General features: G+C 36.7%; 18 protein-coding genes and 1 tRNA gene. 5 read left to right on the top strand and 14 right to left on the bottom strand.

From position 1 onward, the window contains the following. The 3 genes from DK866_RS20030 to DK866_RS08395 all read right to left on the bottom strand — a co-directional run. Positions 1-238 (bottom strand): hypothetical protein (locus tag DK866_RS20030; RefSeq protein ID WP_208624175.1); only part of this gene is annotated, 238 nt, incomplete at its 3' end. Then, positions 198-422, bottom strand: a complete 225-nt coding sequence (locus DK866_RS08390) for a hypothetical protein (protein WP_109408528.1) — start codon at positions 420-422, stop codon at positions 198-200. The genes DK866_RS08390 and DK866_RS20030, both read right to left, overlap by 41 nt. Positions 423-540: 118 nt before the next feature. Next, positions 541-1,464 carry an SEL1-like repeat protein gene (locus DK866_RS08395; RefSeq protein WP_109408529.1) on the bottom strand — a complete coding sequence of 308 codons (924 nt, stop codon included), beginning with the start codon at positions 1,462-1,464 and terminating at the stop codon, positions 541-543. 28 nt (positions 1,465-1,492) lie between these two features. Between DK866_RS08395 and DK866_RS08400 the strand changes: the two genes are divergently transcribed. Beyond that, the gene (locus DK866_RS08400; protein ID WP_036939258.1) at positions 1,493-1,972 is read left to right on the top strand and encodes an Hcp family type VI secretion system effector; all 480 of its coding nucleotides are present in this window, start codon (positions 1,493-1,495) and stop codon (positions 1,970-1,972) included. Here the strand turns inward: DK866_RS08400 and DK866_RS08405 are convergent. From DK866_RS08405 to pepA, 7 genes are all read right to left on the bottom strand, one after another. Continuing rightward, on the bottom strand, positions 1,969-3,030 hold the full coding sequence (locus DK866_RS08405) for a hypothetical protein (protein ID WP_109408530.1): 1,062 nt from the start codon (positions 3,028-3,030) through the stop codon (positions 1,969-1,971). The genes DK866_RS08400 and DK866_RS08405 overlap by 4 nt on opposite strands. Positions 3,031-3,148: 118 nt before the next feature. Continuing rightward, a complete protein-coding gene (locus DK866_RS08410; RefSeq protein WP_109408531.1) occupies positions 3,149-4,072 on the bottom strand; it encodes an SEL1-like repeat protein in 924 nt (307 codons plus the stop codon). 211 nt (positions 4,073-4,283) lie between these two features. Further along, positions 4,284-4,451, bottom strand: a complete 168-nt coding sequence (locus DK866_RS08415; protein WP_036914671.1) for a YhfL family protein — start codon at positions 4,449-4,451, stop codon at positions 4,284-4,286. A 422-nt stretch (positions 4,452-4,873) separates the two neighbouring features. After that, a complete protein-coding gene (locus tag DK866_RS08420; protein WP_109408609.1) occupies positions 4,874-5,383 on the bottom strand; it encodes a GNAT family N-acetyltransferase in 510 nt (169 codons plus the stop codon). A gap of 375 nt (positions 5,384-5,758) precedes the next feature. After that, complete coding sequence (locus tag DK866_RS08425) at positions 5,759-8,647, bottom strand: valine--tRNA ligase (RefSeq protein WP_109408532.1); 2,889 nt, start codon at positions 8,645-8,647, stop codon at positions 5,759-5,761. 13 nt (positions 8,648-8,660) lie between these two features. After that, on the bottom strand, positions 8,661-9,110 hold the full coding sequence (locus DK866_RS08430; protein ID WP_023583544.1) for a DNA polymerase III subunit chi: 450 nt from the start codon (positions 9,108-9,110) through the stop codon (positions 8,661-8,663). A 105-nt stretch (positions 9,111-9,215) separates the two neighbouring features. Beyond that, positions 9,216-10,724, bottom strand: a complete 1,509-nt coding sequence (gene pepA / locus DK866_RS08435) for a leucyl aminopeptidase (RefSeq protein ID WP_036939243.1) — start codon at positions 10,722-10,724, stop codon at positions 9,216-9,218. 286 nt (positions 10,725-11,010) lie between these two features. On the opposite strand from pepA, the gene lptF reads away from it, so the two are divergent. Beyond that, a complete protein-coding gene (lptF, locus tag DK866_RS08440; RefSeq protein WP_072069541.1) occupies positions 11,011-12,108 on the top strand; it encodes an LPS export ABC transporter permease LptF in 1,098 nt (365 codons plus the stop codon). Then, positions 12,108-13,187, top strand: coding sequence for an LPS export ABC transporter permease LptG (lptG, locus tag DK866_RS08445; RefSeq protein ID WP_109408533.1), 1,080 nt, complete (start codon positions 12,108-12,110; stop codon positions 13,185-13,187). The genes lptF and lptG overlap by 1 nt, the downstream gene beginning before the upstream one ends. Positions 13,188-13,260: 73 nt before the next feature. On the opposite strand, the gene ampH is transcribed toward lptG, so the two are convergent. Beyond that, on the bottom strand, positions 13,261-14,493 hold the full coding sequence (gene ampH / locus DK866_RS08450) for a D-alanyl-D-alanine-carboxypeptidase/endopeptidase AmpH (RefSeq protein WP_109408534.1): 1,233 nt from the start codon (positions 14,491-14,493) through the stop codon (positions 13,261-13,263). 1,695 nt (positions 14,494-16,188) lie between these two features. Here ampH and DK866_RS08455 point away from each other — a divergent pair. Continuing rightward, positions 16,189-16,273 (top strand) — tRNA-Leu (locus DK866_RS08455). A gap of 335 nt (positions 16,274-16,608) precedes the next feature. Next, positions 16,609-17,874, top strand: coding sequence for a tyrosine-type recombinase/integrase (locus DK866_RS08460; protein ID WP_109408535.1), 1,266 nt, complete (start codon positions 16,609-16,611; stop codon positions 17,872-17,874). A 385-nt stretch (positions 17,875-18,259) separates the two neighbouring features. On the opposite strand, the gene DK866_RS08465 is transcribed toward DK866_RS08460, so the two are convergent. The 3 genes from DK866_RS08465 to DK866_RS08475 are packed head-to-tail and all read right to left on the bottom strand — an operon-like array spanning position 18,260 to position 21,318. Continuing rightward, positions 18,260-18,946, bottom strand: a complete 687-nt coding sequence (locus DK866_RS08465) for an MAE_28990/MAE_18760 family HEPN-like nuclease (protein ID WP_109408536.1) — start codon at positions 18,944-18,946, stop codon at positions 18,260-18,262. Beyond that, complete coding sequence (locus DK866_RS08470) at positions 18,943-20,070, bottom strand: DUF262 domain-containing protein (protein WP_109408537.1); 1,128 nt, start codon at positions 20,068-20,070, stop codon at positions 18,943-18,945. Before DK866_RS08470 ends, DK866_RS08465 begins: the two co-directional genes overlap by 4 nt. 3 nt (positions 20,071-20,073) lie before the next feature. Then, positions 20,074-21,318, bottom strand: coding sequence for a hypothetical protein (locus DK866_RS08475; protein ID WP_109408538.1), 1,245 nt, complete (start codon positions 21,316-21,318; stop codon positions 20,074-20,076). Positions 21,319-21,664 lie beyond the last annotated feature (346 nt).

The raw sequence follows: 21,664 nt of genomic DNA on the forward strand, positions 1-21,664 counted from the left end.
CAATTAAAGGTCCTAATTCCGTTTCAATAAAATAATAGGCCATAGTGATCTTGCTTTTATTCATTACGTCGTAAACCATTTTATTTTTATTTGCAAGTCTTCTTGCTGCTTCCGACATTTTTTCAATCGTACCGTAACCGTACATTAATGTTGCAACTAAAGTTGTCCTTTTGATAATTTGGGTTGGTCTAAAAGGTTTAAAAAAGGATGGGTAGTTTGTAATAATACCTGCAACCATTTGAGCGATTTTGATTTTTACTAGAAGAGTCTTCATATTGCCAAGTTTTTTGGGCAAGATTATGTGCACTTTTCAGTTCCCGACCTATTTTTTTGTAAATAATAAGTCGCTTTTCCATTGCCTCATTAGCATTTAATATTTCACCATTTTTACAGTAAAACCACTCTAAATCACCACACTGCATATAAATCTCCTTTTTATTTATTCATAGTTAAACTATAAATAAACCCATTTAGATGAATAGACATCTGGAATTATTTACCGTAGCAACTAATATGTTAAAGTTAATTTTTATGGTTATATTAAATTTTGTTATTATTTATAAAGTGTTTATTTAAGAAATTAATTCGTAACTGAATATCGGTATAACCTAATTGATAGGCTCTTGTATATAATTCGATGGATTTTTCATAATTTTGAGGTACCCCAAGGCCTTCTTCATACATTAGACCAAGGTTAATTAGCCCTCCGATTTCGTCTTGTTCAGTGGCATCTTGATAAAATTTAACTGCTTTATTGATATCACGTTTTACACCAAAACCATGTTGATATAGTAATCCCATTGAATTCATTGCGGCGGGATCACCTTTTTTGATCGCTTTTTGATAATATATTATCGCTTCATCATATTTTTCCAGATTGCCATACAGTATTCCCAATCGTGTAATGGCAAGATAATTATCAGCTTGAATAGCGGCTTTATACCAGTGTTCCGCTAATTCCATATTTTTTTCAACACCAAATCCATCAAAATATAAATCGCCTAAACTCATCATAGCTTTACCTGAATTATTATCGGTAATTGCTTTTTCAAACATCTCTTTTGCTTTTTTATAATTATTATTATATTTGTACAGTATACCTAAATTATAATTAGCAGATGATGAGCCTAGTTCTATTGCTCTTTGATAAAGTAAAATAGCCTCTTGTTTTTTGCCCTGATCTTCCTTAAGCATTGCCAATTGATTAAATCCATCAGCATCATTTTTATCTGCTAAGAGTTGATAGATTTGTTCTGCTTTCTCTACATTTTTTTCAACTCCGGTACCTGTTTCATAGAAACGTCCGAGTACTAATAATGCTTTATTATCTCCCTGCGTTGCTAATATCTCACATGCGGAGAAGTTCTTTGCTTCGGCAATACATTTAATTTGAGGGGAGGAATAAGCCAATATAGGAATAGATAAAAATAATGTGACGATAATAATCTTGTAGTTTAATGTCATATAAAATTACCTAAAATAGATTTTATTAATGGCTAATTTAATTTATCTTACATTAGAAGGTCAGCAACAAGGCCTGATCTCTCGTGGTTGTGGAACATTAGATTCAATAGGAAATCGTTATCAATTAGGGAAAGAAAATGCAATATTTGTTACAGAATTAAATTTTTCAGTATCTAGAACTCAAAATTTAGCTCATCAACCAATAGAGTTTACCAAATTGATTGATAAATCTTCCCCTCTGTTACTTGTTGCGGTTTCAAATAATGAAATTCTTAGTTTAGTTTTTGATTATTATCGTACCGCACAAAATGGTGGAATTGAAAAATATTTTACAGTGAAATTAAACGAAGCATCTATTATTGATTATTCACATCAATGCCCAAATAATATTTTACGCAATGATATCGATCCTGAAGAGCAATTAACTGTTAGATATCGTGATATTACCACCTCGCAAATTATGGCTGGTACTTCTGGGTATAGTATATCAGATGAGAATGTATTCTAATTTTTATATTTATTGATTAAATGGCGTACTTCAGAAATAAAAGCATCATCACTAGCTACACTACTTGGGCTTGCAGCTAAAGTAATTAAAGGTCCTAATTCCGTTTCAACAAAATAATAGGCCATAGTGATCTTGCTTTTATTCATTACGTCGTAAACCATTTTATTTTTATTTTCAAGTCTTCTTGCTGCTTCCGACATTTTTTCAATCGTACCGTAACCGTACATTAATGTTGCAACTAAAGTTGTCCTTTTGATAATTTGGGTTGGTCTAAAAGGTTTAAAAAAGGATGGGTAATTTGTAATAATACCTGCAACCATTTGAGTGATTATAGCGGATACAATAAATTTTCGAATTTTAGAATCAGCCATAATGTCGACACCAACATCTGTTGCAAAATTTCTAACTGATGAATTAACCTGTTCTTCAATATCAAAATTATCACGGAAATTAATTGGGTTGTTCATATTAGAAATAGTGGTTGCTACTTTAACATAATCGGATAGTTTTTGTTTTCTAGATGGAGACATATTATTGATTATTGTATCAATAATAATATTGACAACTTCCGTAATATTTTCATAAGGTTTATAAACAAACCGCAGTAGATAAATGGCTTCAATATTTTCTTGTATGATCCGAGGTTTTCTAGATAACCGAGATTTAAGAACATAATTCATACCCTCAAGAGCTGGTGGGAGTATACCCAATTCAATGAATGTATCTATTGTTCTGTTTACCCCTTTTGCAGAAGTAATACCAAAATCTTCAATATATTTTACCCAAGGATTATTTAGAGCTACTTCAACAGAAGGAGCACTTCCTTCACATTTATAATAAATAAATTCATCCAATCCACTGGGCGAGCATTCCTTTGAGCGTCTTTGATTTGCACTAGAAGAGTCTTCATATTGCCAAGTTTTTTGGGCAAGACTATGTGCACTTTTTAGTTCCCGACCTATTTTTTTGTAAATAATAAGTCGCTTTTCCATTGCCTCATTAGCATTTAATATTTCACCATCTTTACAGTAAAACCATTCTAAATCACCACACTGCATATAAATCTCCTTTTTATTTATTCATAGTTAAACTATAAATAAACCTATTTAGATGAATAGACATCTGGAATTATTTACCGTAGCAACTAATATGTTAAAGTTAATTTTTATGGTTATATTAATTTTTGTTATTATTTATAAAGTGTTTATTTAAGAAATTAATTCGTAACTGAATATCGGTATAACCTAATTGATAGGCTCTTGTATATAATTCGATGGCTTTTTCATAATTTTGAGGTACTCCAAGGCCTTCTTCATACATCAGCCCCAAATTAATCAACCCACCAATTCCATCTTTATTTGCTGCATCTTGATATAGTTTGACAGATTGACTAATATCACGTTTTACACCAAAACCATGTTGATATAGTAATCCCATTGAATTCATTGCAGCGGGATCACCTTTTTTGATCGCTTCTTGATAATATATTATCGCTTCATCATATTTTTCTAATTCACTGTACAATATTCCCAAGCGAGTAAATGCAAAATAATTACCTGCTTGAATTGATGCGTTATACCATTTTTTGGCTAATTCTATATTTTGTTCAACCCCATTACCATGACGATATAGATCGCCTAAACTCATCATAGCACTACTGGAGTGATCTTTTTTAATTGCTATCTCAAACATCTCTTTTGCTTTTTTATAATTATTATTATATTTGTATAGTATGCCTAGATTATAATTAGCAGATGATGAGCCTAGTTCTATTGCTCTCTGGTAAAGTAATATAGCCTCTTGTTCTTTATTATGATTTTGTTTAAGCATTGCCAGTTGATTAAATCCATCAGCATCATTTTTATCTGCTAAGAGTTGATAGATTTGTTCTGCTTTCTCTACATTTTTTTCAACTCCGGTACCCGTTTCATAGAAACGTCCGAGTACTAATAATGCTTTATTATCTCCCTGCGTTGCTAATATCTCACATGCGGAGAAGTTCTTTTCTTCGGCAATACATTTAATTTGAGAGGAGGAATAAGCCAATATAGGAATAGATAAAAATAATGTGACGATAATAATCTTGTAGTTTAATGTCATATAAAATTACCTAAAATAGATTTTATTAATGGTTAATTTAATCTATCTTCCATTAAAATGGAAACACTAAGCTCTGATTTCTTATGTTGGTGAGGAGTGCAACTCATAAAAAACGAGTAAAAATATAAGGTATGATAAAACAAAAAACTACATTCTTTCTTAGCAACAATAAGTCAGAATGTAGTTTATTAATGTGTTTATTTCTTAAATCTTATTTGCTTGTGTCGCCACAACCGCCAATGATTTTAGAAATAGAAACTGCTGGGTGCAGTAAGTAGTCGTAGTTACAATCTTTTTCTTTATTGTATACGCTACCAGTACAGCCTGTCATTACGGTAATTACAGAAGCAATAAGTGCAATTTTAACAAAGTTTTTCATGAAAAAATTCCTTTTAAATTTTAGAGTTATAAAAGCCAATGCATGACTTTATCTGCATAAAGATATTAAATTAGCTATAAATAGCAATATAAAAAAATCTCTTTTTTAAAATATAAAATAAGATAAATAATATTTTATTTAAGAGGGATAATGTAATTATCTAGAGTGGAATTAAAAACAATTTAAACTTGTGGTTTTTAATAAAATTTAAGATGAGAATTTCATTGATAATATTTTGATAATAATTAATTAAGAAATTAATTGAGAAAATAAGCATATAAATATACTGTATTTATATCATTTTGATAAACTGGATTTGTGTTAATAGATGCTATTTATTGCTAATAAAAACCCGCATAAGAAATGCGGGTCAAGTAGAGCTTATTTTATTTATTGTATTACGTAGGGAACAGCAAGAACGCTTAAAGTGGCTTCACCATACGGATCTCACAATCACTATGTCCAGTGTTGCCTAATGCTTCATCAATAAATTCGAATCCTAGTTTTTCGTATAAACCGACAGCCGCTTTTAAGATATCGGTAGTTTCTAAATAGCAACGGCTAAAGCCTTGCTCTTTACCAAACTCAAGAGATTGCAGAACGATTTTTTTCGCAATACCTTTGCCACGTAATTTGGATGAAAGGTACATTTTTTGTAGTTCACATGTATTGCTATCACCACCAGCTAGTGGTGCGACACCACCCCCACCAACAACTTCTCCATCCATTTCAACAACCCAGTAAGCACTGCGTGGCTGATGATAAACTTCATAGAGGGTATCTAAAATTGGATCGGCAACCGCAAAGCCTTTATCGGCAGTTAAACCGTGCTCAGCTGAGACTTCACGAATAACGCGAGCAATACTTGCGTTGTCTTTTTCTTCAATGGCTCGAATAACAATATTTGAGGTTATAGCTTGGGTTGCAGTCATAGTTGCACTCATCGTTTTCACTTATTAGTAGAATATTTTTTGATTATTTATTGAGAGAGCACCGGAAAGGAACTTCTTCATTGAAAGTAGCACTGATGGCTACAAAAACTATCTTAATTGATTAAACGTGTTTGTAAACCGTTAACCCTTTCTCTTTGCTTAATTTCTCCCTTTATTTCTAGCGTTATATTTTAGTGAGTGATTAAATCTAAGTGAAAATAGAGGATGAAACGACGTATTGACGAGAATAGAACCGTGAATATTAAAAAATGAAGTGAAAAATGGTTTTATTTTCTGGCTGAAAGAGACTAAGTAAAAACCCGCGATAAACGCGGGTTTTCATTATTAATCTCAGCGTCTTTAAAGCGATAGTGCTTATAAAGAGGCGATAGAGACTTTCTGTGCGATTAGCTTCTCTTTTGCACTTAAGCATGTTGCTAAGCGTTCACGCTCTTTAGCAACAACCGCTTCTGGCGCACGGCTAACAAAGCCATCGTTAGATAATTTGCTGTCTAAAGTTGTGATATCTTTTTCTACTTTTTCAAGCTCTTTATCTAAACGTGCAAGCTCTGCATCTTTATCGATAAAGCCTGCCATTGGGATCAGTAATTCTGCACCGTTAACCAGTTTGTTTACTGATAATGGCGCTTCTTCACCTTCTGCCAATGGACGGATATCGGCTAAACGACCCATTGCTTTTAAGAAACCAATATTGTCACTAACGCGACGTTTCGCATTGTCATCGGCACCACGTAAGATAACTTCAAGTGGTTTACCCGGAGCAATATTCATTTCAGCACGGATATTACGAACCGCAACGATAACTTCCTTGATCCACTCCAGATCGTTCAGTGCTTGTTCATCCACCAGTGAAGCATCGAATTCAGGGAAAGCTTGTAGCATGATGGTTTCACCTTCAATGCCTTTAACTTCCTTCACTCGTTGCCAAATTGTCTCTGTGATAAATGGAATGATTGGATGAGCAAGACGCAGTAAGCCTTCTAGCACTTCAATCAGAGTATGACGTGCTGCGCGTTTTTGTGCGTCATTACCTTTGTGTACCGCAGGTTTTGATAACTCAAGATACCAGTCACAGAATTGGTTCCAAGTGAACTCATATAAAATACCCGCCGCGATATCGAAACGATAGTTGTCTAACGCTTCACGATAGGCTTTAACGGTATTGTTAAATTCAGCTAAGATCCAACGGTCAGCCAGTGAGAATGTCATCTCACCACCTTGGTAACCACAATCTTGATCTTCCGTATTCATCAGAACAAAGCGGCTTGCGTTCCACAGCTTGTTACAGAAGTTACGGTAGCCTGATAGACGTTTCATATCCCAGTTAATATCGCGACCAGTTGAAGCTAATGCGGCTAGGGTAAAACGCAGGGCATCTGTACCGTGTGCTTCAATACCTTCTGGGAACTCTTTGCTAGTACGTTTAGCAATTTTTTCAGCCATTTGTGGCTGCATCATATTGCCAGTACGTTTTTCTAACAGGTTCTCTAATGAAATACCGTCGATCATATCCAGAGGATCAAGTACGTTACCTTTGGATTTTGACATCTTCTGGCCTTCTTCATCACGAATAAGACCTGTCATATAAACCGTATTAAATGGAACTTGCGGTTTACCGTCTTCATCTTTGATAAAGTGCATGGTCATCATGATCATGCGAGCGATCCAGAAGAAAATGATATCGAATCCACTGACTAATACATTCGTTGGATGGAATGTTTTCAGTGCTTCGGTATTTTCAGGCCAACCTAATGTTGAGAATGTCCACAGTGCAGATGAGAACCACGTATCCAGTACGTCATCATCTTGGCGTAATGCGATATCAGCGGCGATATTGTTTTCACGACGAACTTCTTCTTCGTCACGACCGACATAGACATTACCTTCATTGTCGTACCAAGCAGGGATACGGTGACCCCACCACAGTTGACGAGAAATACACCAATCTTGGATATCATTCATCCATGAGAAGTACATATTTTCGTACTGTTTTGGTACAAATTGGATATCGCCATTTTTAACAGCTTCAACTGCGGGTTTCGCTAAAGGTGCTGCGCGAACATACCATTGGTCTGTTAGTAAAGGCTCGATAACCACGCCACCACGGTCGCCGTAAGGTACGGTTAAATCGTGAGGTTTGATCTCTTCTAATAAGCCTAAACGCTCAAATTCAGCGACCATAGCTTTACGTGCTGCGAAACGTTCCATGCCTTGGTAGGCTTCTGGAATTTCAGTGCTATAAATGTCAGATTCAACACCGTTGGTGTCTAATACTTCTGCGCTAACACGGATATTGCCGTCAAAATCCATGATATTAATCATTGGTAATTGATGACGACGTCCAACTTCATAGTCATTAAAGTCATGAGCAGGGGTGATTTTTACGCAACCCGTCCCTTTTTCCATATCCGCGTGTTCGTCCGCTAAGATAGGAATACGGCGGTTGACGATTGGTAGAATAATTTCTTTGCCAATTAAATCTTTATAGCGAGGATCTTCAGGGTTAACCGCAACACCAGTATCACCTAACATGGTTTCTGGGCGAGTTGTTGCAACAATGAGGTAATCCTTACCTTCAGCTGTTTTTGCCCCATCCGCTAAAGGATAACGCAGGTGCCACATTGAACCTTTAACTTCACGGTTTTCAACTTCAAGATCAGAAATCGCTGTGTGTAATTTAGGGTCCCAGTTAACAAGGCGTTTACCACGGTAGATAAGATCTTCTTTATGTAAACGCACAAAAGCTTCTTTAACGGCTTTAGATAAACCCTCATCCATGGTGAAACGTTCACGTTCCCAATCAACAGAGTTACCTAAACGACGCATTTGGTTAGAAATATTGCCACCTGATTCAGCTTTCCATTCCCAAATTTTGTCGATAAACGCATCACGACCATAGTCATGACGATTTTTACCTTCTTCAGCGGCAATTTTACGCTCAACGACCATTTGAGTCGCGATACCCGCATGGTCAGTCCCTGACTGCCATAAGGTGTTTTTACCTTGCATGCGCTGATAACGGATCATGGTATCCATAATGGTCTGCTGGAAAGCATGGCCCATATGTAGGCTACCTGTGACGTTTGGCGGTGGGATCACGATACAGAAGCTTTCTTTTGTTGTATCGCCATTGGCTTTAAAGTAGCCGTTTTTTTCCCAATGCTGATACAGAGGTTGTTCAATCTCTGCTGGGTTATAAGTTGTGTCGAGCGATGGCTCTTTCGGTGCGGATTTATTTTCCATATTTTTTACGTATTCAATAGGTTGGCGGCGTAGCCATTGTCAAAGTAAAGCCGACGCTACGATAAATTTTATATCGTTCACGCGCCAACTGTTTCAATTGTTCATCAATAGGTACAAAGTCTATCACTTCATGGAAAGCTGTGGCAAAGTCTACGAATTGCGATTGCAAATTAATCAAGAGATCACGAGGCGCATTACCACGTTTTCCAGGCCAACATAATTCAACAGGAGAGCCATAACGAGGGCCTTCACCTGCAAGATTATGAGGAACAAACTGATGAGGTTCTCTTGCCCATAATGCCTCATCAAGCAATTCAGCTTGAGCCTGAGACTCACAAACCAACAAAATACGTTTGCCTAAGCGCCAATGTTCAGCGGTAAGTTGACAGGCAAGCCACTCGTGAGCCTGTAAATCATCGTGTATTGATGGGTGTTCCATTAAATAAAACGTGGCGTTTTTCATGATATCCCGATAACAGAAGGGTATTGCGTTGCAATACCCTTCTTGGAGTCTGCTCTATTTACCATAATAATAGGGTAATACCTTAACCCTGATAATTATGCGGTATTACTCGTCGCTATTCAAACCCGCGCGATTAAGTAAGAACTGAGACAGTAAAGAAACAGGACGACCTGTTGCGCCTTTGGCTTTACCAGAACGCCATGCTGTACCTGCAATATCTAAGTGAGCCCAGTTATATTTCGTCGCAAAACGCGCTAAGAAACAACCTGCAGTAATTGCACCGCCTAAACGACCACCTGTATTTGCTAAGTCAGCAAAGTTAGATTCGATTTGTTCATAGAACTCATCGCCTAATGGTAAACGCCAAGCGCGATCGCCCGCTTGCTCTGATGCATTCATTAACTCATGTGCTAACGGATTATGATTAGACATTAATCCGCTGTAGTGATGCCCTAAAGCCACCATACATGCACCTGTTAATGTTGCAATATCGACAACTAACTCAGGTTCAAAGCGCTCAACATAAGTTAACGTATCACATAGAACTAAGCGGCCTTCAGCATCAGTGTTTAATACTTCAACGGTTTGGCCGGACATAGTTGTTAAGATATCACCAGGGCGATAGGCTTTTCCACCCGGCATATTTTCACAACCCGCAAGTACACCAATAACGTTAATCGGTAATTGTAGTTCTGCAACCACACGCATCACGCCATAGACTGTTGCAGCACCACACATGTCATATTTCATCTCATCCATGCCATCAGCAGGTTTGATAGAAATACCACCCGAGTCAAATGTCAGCCCTTTACCAACTAATACGATTGGGCGAGCTTCAGGATCTTTACTGCCTTTGTACTCAATGATAGACATTAAAGATTCATTTTGAGAGCCCTGACCTACCGCAAGGTAAGCGTTCATGTTCAGCTCTTTCATTTGCTCTTCGCCAATAACTCGCGTAGAAACATTTGAAGAGGAGTCTGCCAATTGACGCGCTTGAGAAGCTAAATAAGCGGCATTACAGATATTTGGTGGCATGTTTGCTAAATCTTTACATGCTTTAATACCTGATGCGATAGCTAAACCATGAGCAATGGCACGTTCACCACTAGGTAGTTCACGACGAGTAGGAACATTAAAGACCATCTTACGTAATGGGCGACGTAATTCTGTCTTATTGCTCTTTAGTTGATCAAAGGTATAGAGGCAATCTTTTGCAGTCTCAACCGCTTGACGTACTTTCCAGTAATTATTACGACCTTTAACATGCAACTCAGTAAGAAAGCAGACCGCTTCCATTGAGCCAGTTTCATTGAGCGTATTAATAGTTTTTTGAATGATTTGTTTATATTGACGTTCATCCAACTCACGCTCTTTACCGCAACCGATCAGTAAAACGCGCTCAGAGAGAACATTAGGTACATGATGTAACAGCAATGATTGTCCAACTTTGCCTTCCAGCTCACCTCGGCGTAATAAGGCGCTGATATAGCCATCACTGATTTTATCAAGTTGCTCCGCGATCGGAGATAAACGACGAGGCTCAAACACCCCCACGATAATACAAGCGCTGCGTTGTTTCTCTGGGCTGCCGCTTTTTACATTAAACTCCATGCGTTCTCCTGAATATTAAAGACAAAAACGGAAAGTATCGTTTAGAATAGTGATCCGCATTAATCTACCCCATAGAAAGTTTACTTTTTATGTTAAGCTAAATGCATTAATTGAACACAACTAATTTAGCTAACTTATAAGCTTGTTCTTATTGGGAACCTGTTTATAGCATGTTTTGATATCATTTGGGCTGCAAGAATGTCTAACTGAGATGCACAAATGATAGATATACAACGAAGTTAGCGATTTTCCTGCAAAAAGACAAGTTTTCACAGGCATAACTAGCGTGATTATAATTCGATATTTAGCTCGGGAAACCCTTAAAAGCCAGATAGCCATCTTGTTTATCCTGATGCTTATCTTTTTTAGCCAGAAACTGGTTGAAATTTTAGGGGCTGCTGTAGAAGGTAACATTCCTACAAACCTCGTGGTTTCTCTGCTGTGGCTGGGAATTCCAGAGATGGCACAGCTTATTCTTCCATTAAGCCTCTTTCTTGGGCTTCTGATGACTTACAGCAAACTTTATGTTGAAAGTGAGATAACCGTCATGAATGCGTGCGGGATAGGTAAAAAAGCATTAGTGCAAGCAGCACTATTGCTTTCATTGCTGACTAGCGCATTAGCCGCAGGGAATGTCATTTGGCTTATTCCATGGTCATCAGCGCATCAAGAGCAAGTGCTTGAAGATGCCAAGGCAAACCCAAGCTTGGCGGCCTTGATGGAAGGGCAATTCAAAATGTCCAGTGACCGTAATATGGTACTTTATCTAGGTAGCGTAAAAGGTAACCAATTCCAAGATGTGTTCCTCGCACAGTTACGTCCAACGCAAGATCAGCGTCCGTCGGTTGTGGTGGCAGATAAAGGTTATACCAAGGAATTGCCTAACGGAAATCAGATTGTTGTGCTCAGTGAGGGAACTCGCTATGAAGGTACGGCTGTATTGCGTGATTTTCGTATCACCGATTTTAATGACTACCAAGCTGTTATCGGGCATCGCGAATCTACCATTAGCAGTAATCGTGTAGAACAAAAAACGATGACGGAACTTTGGCATTCTAATGAAACAGAATCTATCGCTGAATTCCATTGGCGATTAACTTTGATTTTCTCTGTTGTCATTATGGCTGTGATGGTGGTGCCTTTAAGTGAGGTGAACCCACGCCAAGGTCGCGTATTAAGTATGTTACCCGCAATGTTGCTTTATCTGGTCTTTTTCTTATTACAAAGCTCGCTACATTCTAATGGCGAAAAAGGAAAAGTTGACCCTCTCATTGCGATGTGGAGTGTTAATGGCGTTTATCTTGGCTTAGCTATCTTATTGAATATTTGGGATACCTTGCCTATGCGTAAATTCCGTGCTCGCTTTAAGAAAGGAGTTGCCTGATGTTTGGTGTATTAGATAGATATATCGGGCGTACTATTTTACAGTCGATTTTGATGACACTATTTTTGCTGGTTTCTCTATCTGGCATTATCAAATTTGTCGATCAACTCCGTAAAGTAGGGCAAGGGGATTTCACCACACTTGATGCGGGTATTTATGCGATCTTAAATATCCTTAAAGATGTGCAGATCTTCTTCCCCATGGCTGCGTTACTCGGTGCATTATTAGGGTTAGGCGCATTGGCAACACGCAGTGAGCTGGTGGTGATGCAGGCATCTGGTTTTACACGTTTGCAAATCGCAGGCTCTGTGATGAAAACTGCTATCCCATTAGTACTGTTGACAGTCCTGATTGGCGAATGGGGAGCACCACAAGGTGAACAATATGCACGTAACTATCGCGCTGAAAAAATCATGGGTAACTCTTTAGTTTCCACTAACCGTGGTATGTGGGCTAAAGATGGCAATCAATTTATTCATATCAACCGAATAAAGAGCCAAAATGAGATGCAAGGCATCACACTCTATGATTTTAATAATGATAGAAAACTAGAAACTGTGCGTTATGCATCAAGTGCAACCTATGATGTTGATAAAAAAACGTGGATGTTAAAACAAGTCGAACAGTCAGATTTAACCGATCCACAAAAAATCACAGGTAAAAAACAGGTATCACTTGAATGGCCAACCCGATTAACGCCAGAAAAATTGAGCGTTGTGGCCTTAGATCCTGATGCATTATCGATTAGTGGGCTCTATCAATATGTTAAATACCTCAAACAGAGTGGACAAGAATCAGCAAACTATGAGCTGAATTTCTGGAAAAAAATCTTTGCACCAGTCTCTGTTGCAGTAATGATGTTGATGGCATTGTCATTTATCTTTGGTCCATTACGTACTGTGCCAATGGGATTAAGAGTTCTAACGGGTATCTCTTTTGGCTTCCTGTTTTATATCGTCAATGAAGTTTCAGGACGATTAAGTCTGGTTTATGGCATACCTGCTGTGATTGCAGCATTAGTGCCAGGAATATTATTCCTAACGTTAAGTCTATGGTTATTGATGAGGCGTAATCGTTAGGTAATATCCACTGCAGCCAGAAAAAACAAAAAGCGCCTAACAAGGCGCTTTTTGTTTCTATCGGGGGATGTGTTCACTGATAAAAATCTTTTGCTAGTGCGCGAACAAGAGCATTAGTGCCTTGGGTCACTTCACTAAACTTAGTGCCATTTGGTTTACGAGTGATCACAACAAATACACCAATATTTAATTCAGGTATTGTTGCCATATAGGTATTAAATCCACCGCCACCACCAGTTTTTTGGTAGATAGCCGGAATTCCATTGGCTGGAGCCATATAAACCCAACCTAAACCTACACCATCGGCACGACCTGCAACATCCATTCCCTCTATTGAAGAGAGCCGATTACGAGGAAAATAGACAGACTGCTCTTTACTTGCCGTTGCTTTTCGCATGGCATTATGAGAGGTCAAAAAGCCTTGCATCCAACGTTGCATATCTGCAGGTGTTGAGTACACACCACCACTTCCTGCCGCTGCTATTGTGTCAGAACATGGGCTTGGTTTATATCCGACTAATAATCGTTGGCATTGTGCAGGTGTTGGCGTCAATGTGGTATTGGTCATTCCTGCAGGTTGAGTAACATATTGTTTTAGGAGTTGCGGATAACTTTTACCGGATGCTTTCACTAAGGCATCTGCTAATAAGTCATACGCTAAATTTGAATACGCAGCTTGATTACCCGCAGGTGATGTTAATGTTGCTTTTTTTAACCAGTTCCAACGGTCGCCATGAGTTGGCCAAATAAAAACAGGTCTTCCCCATTTTCCACCAGGTTGTTCTCGTGGAAAACCACTGGTATGACTGGCTAAATGATAAAGGCGGATAGGTGATTGAGCACTCACTAATGGGATATCAACACCATAGTAATTGTATTTCTGTAATGGATCAGTAACTAATAATTTCCCATCATCTTGTAGTTTAAGCATGACTTCACTGGTCATTAATTTTGTTATTGAAGCAATACGAATAAGCGAATTCATTGATGGTGCATTGCGACTTTCAGGCGTTGTTGTCCCAAAAGCATGATTCAAGGTTTGAGAATTATTGATCATGACAATAACCATGCCTTGAGGGTTACTCTTTTGATAGATCTGAGAAGCATATTTATCAAACAACACCCGCGCATTACTCACATTAGGGCTTAATGCTGTAGGCCATTGTGTAAGTTCAGGTACATTATTATTCTGCTGATTTAACATAGAAGGTTGCGTTGCTGGTGGTAGTGATGAATGCTGGCTACAGGCATTCAATGTCAGCAAAGCGACTGGGATCATAAGATATTTTAGAAAATGTTTTTTCATTTTTACTTTCAACAGAAGTCAGTGAGGTGAAAGGAGTGCGATCAACATAAGTGGCTTATGTTTTAAATTGGTGCCTTTCTTATCGCGCTATTTTTTCTTTATCATTTTTAATACGGCACCCAAGATAATACCAACAAATATACCCGTTATAATCCAGCCAACAATGCCCATAACACCGCCTTCTAATCCGATTTAAACCAAATTTTGATTATATTATCAGAAATAAGAATGTCTATCAGTGCAAGTGCCAGTTATCAGAAAGTTGGCATTAAATGTGTCAAATTGTCTCTGATATAAAGATAGTAAAGAAAAACTACATCATAAAAAGATAATTCCCTGCTATTTCTCATCTAAAAATGAGATAAGTATTACCGTTAAGTTACAATCTCCTTCGTTTATCGTACATTTTTACTCTATTATTAGTTTTTCTTTATTATTAAGTTAAAATGTGTATATCAAGAAAATGTTAATGAATGGTGTTATATCTCTTATAGCTTGATTTTATTGGTGCTATAATTTGTATAGTGTCACTTTTAGATAATATTTGTGGTTTTTTATAAAGATAATATAAGAGTGTGTCATATTTTGTAATAATTTAGTGATTGTGGGAACATGAAATTAAACTTATTATAGTTTCATCAAGTCGAGAGACTGAGAATATAAGCGTTACAGAGCAAAGATAACACAGCAATAATAGAGCGAAGCAATAAGAAGGCATATTATAAAATAGCCTCTTAAATAATAAATAAGTTATATATTAGTAGTAATTTTTCAACACCATTATATTAAATAGTAATACCTTTATTTTAAAAGTAAGTTTGTTAATTTAGTTGTAAATACCTTGATATTAGATAGCTGTACCTTCGTTATAGTAGTAAAGAAGTACCTTTATATTAGATAGTAGAACTTTCGTTATAGTAGTTATGTATACCTTTGTTTTAAAAGTAAGTTTGTTAATTTAGTTGTAAATACCTTGATATTAGATAGCTGTACCTTCGTTGTAGTAGTAAAGAAGTACCTTTATATTAGATAGTAGAACTTTCGTTATAGTAATTATGTACCCCTTTGTTTTAAAAGTAAGTTTGTTAATTTAATAATAAGTACCTTTATATCAATAAAATGTAGTACCGATAAAGAAGTTTATTTATCATATTAAAATATAACTACCTTCTTCCTCACACCAGGGAAGAAAAGGGCAATGACGCTATAAAAATAACTTATAGTCATTAAAATAAAATTAAGCCCTCTATTAGCAGTACTGTTGGATCAAAACACTAACCCAAGTTTTGATCCTTTTTTTATTTATCGCTATATAAATTATAATATATCGATTGTGTAAGATAATAATGATTCAAAAATTATTTTAATGGAAAAAAGATATTACTATAGAGAGTAAATATATTTACTATTAATTTATTTCTTAAATAAATGAGAATAAAATAAAAGATGAAATATATAAAAAGAATAGAAATAAATAAAAACTAGGTAAAATTGCCTCAAGAATTTTGATGATTGATATAATGCGGCTTAAACCTATACAACGGTGGTTTTTGAACAACACAACAATTGTACTTTAATGGCAATGCAACAACATAAATGCACTTTTTTTCGCCAATCAAGCTGAAAACTAACAATAATTGTTGCGAGGGTTCACCATGCAAGTATAATGAGCGGGTTTTCCAGACACACTTCAGTGCCGGAGTGGCGAAATTGGTAGACGCAGTTGATTCAAAATCAACCGCCTTCGGGTGTGCCGGTTCGAGTCCGGCCTTCGGCACCATAAGAACATCAATGAACATCAATGGACGTCAATAGACGTCTTTTTTTGTATCTAAAATCCCAGTTCTATAAGGCTTTCCTCGCGTTTTCAGTCAATGCATGTCAACTTAACTCAACCCACATCAACCTCCGAGTGAGTATATAACTGAGTATATACGTCGCTTCGATAATGAATGTATACTCGTCATGCTTCGAATTACATGGTTGTTGGCTTCGTTCAGCTATCCGAGTCACATAGTCATCTATGCTCCTCGGCTATCTTCACTTGCTTGCCGCCTACATGTAATTCGAATTATTTAGAGTATATGCTTGCTCAAAGGTGAGAGGACAAAGAATATGGCATTAACCGATACGAAAGTTCGTGCAGCTAAACCAGACGAGAAAGCTTATACACTGACAGACAGTGATGGCTTATTTCTTTATATTCACCCTAATGGTTCTAAATATTGGCGCTTCCGTTTTCGCTTTGGCGGTAAACAACATTTAATGGCCTTTGGTGTATACCCTGAAATCTCCTTAGCGGATGCAAGAGAAAGAAGGGATGCTGCCAGAAAGCAAGTTGCTCTAGGCATCGACCCACGCGAACTCAAGAAAGAATTAAAGGAAGAACAGCAAAAGGAATTCAATACCTTTGAGAAAGTTGCGCGCGATTGGCATGCAACGAATAAGAAGTGGTCTGAAGGGCATAGCCATCGAGTCCTCAAAAGTCTTGAGGACAATATCTTTGCTGCTATTGGTAAACGTAATATTGCTGAACTAAAAACTCGCGATCTCCTCGAACCGATTAAAGACGTAGAGATGTCTGGACGTCTTGAGGTGGCTGCACGTTTACAACAACGTGTGACAGCTATTATGCGTTATGCCGTACAAAGTGGTTTGATAGATTATAACCCGGCACAAGATATGGCGGGCGCAGTTGCCACAGGCAAACGAGTCCACAGAGCAGCCTTAGAACTTAAACGCCTACCTGAGTTCTTACAACGTATTGATGATTATAAAGGAAGACCTTTAACTAAACTTGCTGTCAAACTTACCTTGTTAGTCTTTATTCGTTCCAGTGAATTGCGTTTCGCTCGTTGGGATGAAATCGATTTTGACAATGCGATGTGGACGATCCCCGCAGAACGCGAAGCGATAGAAGGGGTTAAGCATTCACATCGTGGATCAAAAATGCGTACTACCCATTTAGTTCCTTTAAGTCGACAAGCCATTGAGATCTTAAAACAGATTTATCAATTCAGTGGTAACCATGAGCTGATCTTTATAGGCGATCATAACGCTAGAAAACCGATGAGTGAAAACACGGTAAACAATGCATTACGTGTGATGGGTTATGACACTAAGACGGAAGTCTGTGGACATGGTTTCAGAACGATGGCATGTAGTTCGTTGATTGAGTCAGGCTTGTGGTCGAAGGATGCAGTAGAAAGGCAGATGAGCCACCAAGAACGCAACTCAGTGCGTGCGGCTTATATTCATAAGGCAGAACATATTGAGGAAAGACGGCTGATGGTGCAGTGGTGGGCGGATTATTTGGATGTGAATAGGGAGAAAGAAATTTCTCCGTTTAGTTTTGCGAATTTAGGCAATGAGATAGAGTGAAGTTTGCAGATACAGTTTTGCATACTTTACTAAATGCTCATCAAAAGCTGGTTAGTCAAGAAAGCGTAAATCAGGTTATTTAATTGTTTGGGTATGAGGGAAGACAAACAGGGCATGATTTCTGCTACAAGACGGGTACTATCTTGCATGAGGAAGGTTTTATAACTTACCCGGCTCACACATATCGATAAGAACACGATCCGTGGCATGTATAACCATGTTCAGTATGTGGATGGGTACAGAGAAATAATGCAGCGATATGTGGGTTACATGGATGAGTTGGAGGGGAGCTTGGATAATGTGGTTAGTGTGAACTTTTGATAATTATAAGTCATCTTTAGCCATGATTGTAAAGATGACTTACTCTTTCTATAGATTATATTCACTAGCCAGCAAGTAAAAAATCTTTATTAGAAAAAGAGTTAACTAGCAAATTTGAAAGTCGCGAAAATATAGTGTTAAAACAATCTTTGAAATTATTGTAGTCTTTATCTTCTATTCCTGCCTTCGATTTACCATGAGCTATATCATTTCTAATGTTTAGTAATTGGGATAGCTCAATACTTATTCCATCTAAGTCATTGTAATCTAATCCCATCTGGTATAATAACTTTCGTAGTACATTTGGGCCAATATTATTTTCCGTATTTATATAATCTCTAGGAATTTTAACTTTCTGTTCTTGAATAGTATAAAAATTTTCCAAGAAATCTATTTCACGACAGGTTTGATGTAGTTTGGTATCTTCAGGAAGGTGGCGCTTAAAAAGGGGATTTTTTTTCTCGGGATTTTTTAAGGCTACAAATTCTTTATTAAGAGAGGCTGCTGCAATAGCAGGCTTTACATCTTTACATTTTAATTCTAACTTATTTATCGAATTAAGGTATAAGTTAAAAGAGAAGTACACAAAACCTTCAATATGGGCATACAACATTCCTACGATAGAACGACGCAGACGTTCTCTATCCTCTATTTTTTCAAGAGTAGCTTGAAGGTTATGGAAAAAACGAATGTCATCTTCCCTCCACTGTTTTTCAAGCTCTAATTCAGTTTGAAACTCTTCTAATGTCATAATTTAATAGCCGAAAATTGACTTTTAGCAACATCGATTCTTCTAGTCAAAGAACCTCTTGAGTTTTTGCCTCCCCCTGTTGTTTGGCTGACGAACTCATCATTCTGTTTTAACTCTTCTAATGCTGCTTTTATTAAAATTATATGCTCTGTGTTATCAGGATCTATATTATTAATTACACATTGTATCCCAATGCAGATGGATTCAAATTGATAAACTGCAAAGTTTGCTTGTGCTCCATTTGCACCCCACCGCCCAAAAATTTTATCCCCTAAAGTTAAATTTAATATTTTAAACGTTTTCATAAAATTATCTTTTTCCTGCTGATAATCGAAAACGGTATTTACTGATTCAGGGTCAGAAACTACTTCCATATATTCGGTTAAAAAATCAGCAAGATCATGTACGAATTTGTCTTGCCAGTTTTTTAAAGCAAAATATCGTAAAGCAAGTTCTTGATCGAAAGAACCCAATTTTTGTATATCTGAAATGCGACTAATACAATTAGAAAAATCTTCGGTTTGACTTAGTTCACGTATAAAATCAATAAAAGTAGGGGAAAGCATTCTAATAGTACAATTACGTATTTGTTGTTGTGTTAGTTCTTCTCCCCCTGTGTTAAGCCGTTTAAACATATGGTAACGAAATTTATTATCACTACCTTTTCTTACTACTTCAACTCGAACAAAGGCTCGTTTTAGACGAATTTTTAGTGACAGAGGAAGCTCTTCATAGGTAAATCCATTGAGTTCTTGGACAATATCACAATCCTGAAGTCTTAGAATATCTCCCTTGGCTACTGGGTTTGGTAAATTAGGAGCATCAAGTTGACCTCTCAGATGTAAGTATGAGGAAAAGCGTTGTAATCCGTCGATTAATTGATAAGAACCATCTTCATCTTCTACAACATAAATAGGTGGAACGGGCATCTCTAAAAGTAAAGATTCAATGAACCTCGAACGAGCGCCTTCGCTCCATCGGAAGAGTCTTTGATATTCAGGCTTAATATCTAATTCTCCATCTATATACATATCCAGAAGTTCATTAAAAGATATATCAAGGCTCGATGTGTGAACCTTTTCCATTTTTCTTTCAAGTTCTTTTAAAAGTTCTTCATTTTGCATAAGTCACCTTATTTTTATTAGTTCAATAACAGTTTCAATTGCTTTAGTTTTAGCTCTATATTTTTTACTTTTAGTATTAATGTTAGCCATATTATTTTTACTACGAAACTCATGAGATTGAACGTGTAAGCCACCATTTAAGAGAAACATATCAACAATAATAGCAGCGAGATCACAGTGTATATCTTTATAATAGGAGTCTTGAACAACAAGAAAACACTTTCCACCAGGTTTTAACACTCTTGTTATTTCTTTTATGGATAAATATAAATTATTAAAATATTGAAATGAATTCTTATAGTAATATGTTGAAGACGCCCTAGAGTCATGATTTTTTACTTTACTTAAAAAATCATCACAGATAGAACCGAAGCTCAAGTTATCTGGTACTAATTTGGGAACTGTTGTTGTTCCCATCAAAGCTCTACGTATTACATCTATCTCTTTTTCGCCATTAACTGACAAGATTGATAATTCTGGTAGTGTGGCGACAGCGTAATCAATTCTAGTACAATAAGGAGGTGAAGATAGGATCAAATCGACAGAGCAGTTCTCTAGAGGTAATTTTGTTGAGCTAGCAACTTTTAAGGAATAGCAAGCTTTAGTAGAGCTATTTTTAACTTCACTGCAAATCTGTTGAAGATTAAAAATAAATAGTGTTTTAATTTTTTGCCAATTGATTTCTATTTTGTTGCTATCATCTTTTGCTTTCTTAATCCATGTTGGATTAGTAGGGATAAATGCCTCTAACAACCCACGAACTGTATTAAAAAGTGCAACGTATTGTATACATTGAGTATTTGATAATGCTGTAACTTTTTCTGATAAAGAATTAAAACTTTTTCCTTTTAGTATAAATAGTTCAATTTTTCTTATTAACTCAACTGATTTTATAGTAATCCATTGAGTTAATGGGTCATTTTCAATTAGTTTAGTTTTGTACCTTTTTGTTAACGCTAAGCCGTTGTTTATTGCATTTTCGGTTTCGCCATGGGAGGCTAACCTAGCCTTTGCGATTACAACCATCACGGGATTTAAATCAGCACCGATAGATTTATAGCCTGCTAATGAACTAGCTAAAGTTGTCGTACCTGTTCCATTCCATGGATCTAATATTATTGATTGTGGGGATAAGTCTGTTAAATCTAACACACTCTTTACGAAGGAATGTGAATACCCTGCATAGTAATCATACCAACACGTTTTACCAAGTGTTAAGTCTGTTGAACGTTTAGGGTTCTGAATCACTAAATTATCCTTAAAAATCAATTTAATAAAAATAGCTGAGATATATAACTACCTTGCTAGAGTTTGCATATTGTACTGTGTTGTTATGGATATTCCTATGCTGGTATTTTTTGCCCTACTAAATATCTTTTATTAAGGATGGTGACGATAAGCTTTAATATTAGTAGTGATAGAGATAGCTCCTACTTTAGGATATAAGGTATAAGTTTATATCTTATATATCAGGAAATGAATTAATAGCCATCATGTTAAGAAAAATATTAGAACAGTGGATAAAAAGGATGGCTATCCTAACGAGAATCCTCCCTTTATAACAAGCGCCCGAAACTAAGCCGTTGACCGCCTG

The sequence above is a fragment of the Proteus genomosp. 4 str. ATCC 51469 genome, from assembly GCF_003144375.1.
GTDB lineage: Bacteria > Pseudomonadota > Gammaproteobacteria > Enterobacterales > Enterobacteriaceae > Proteus.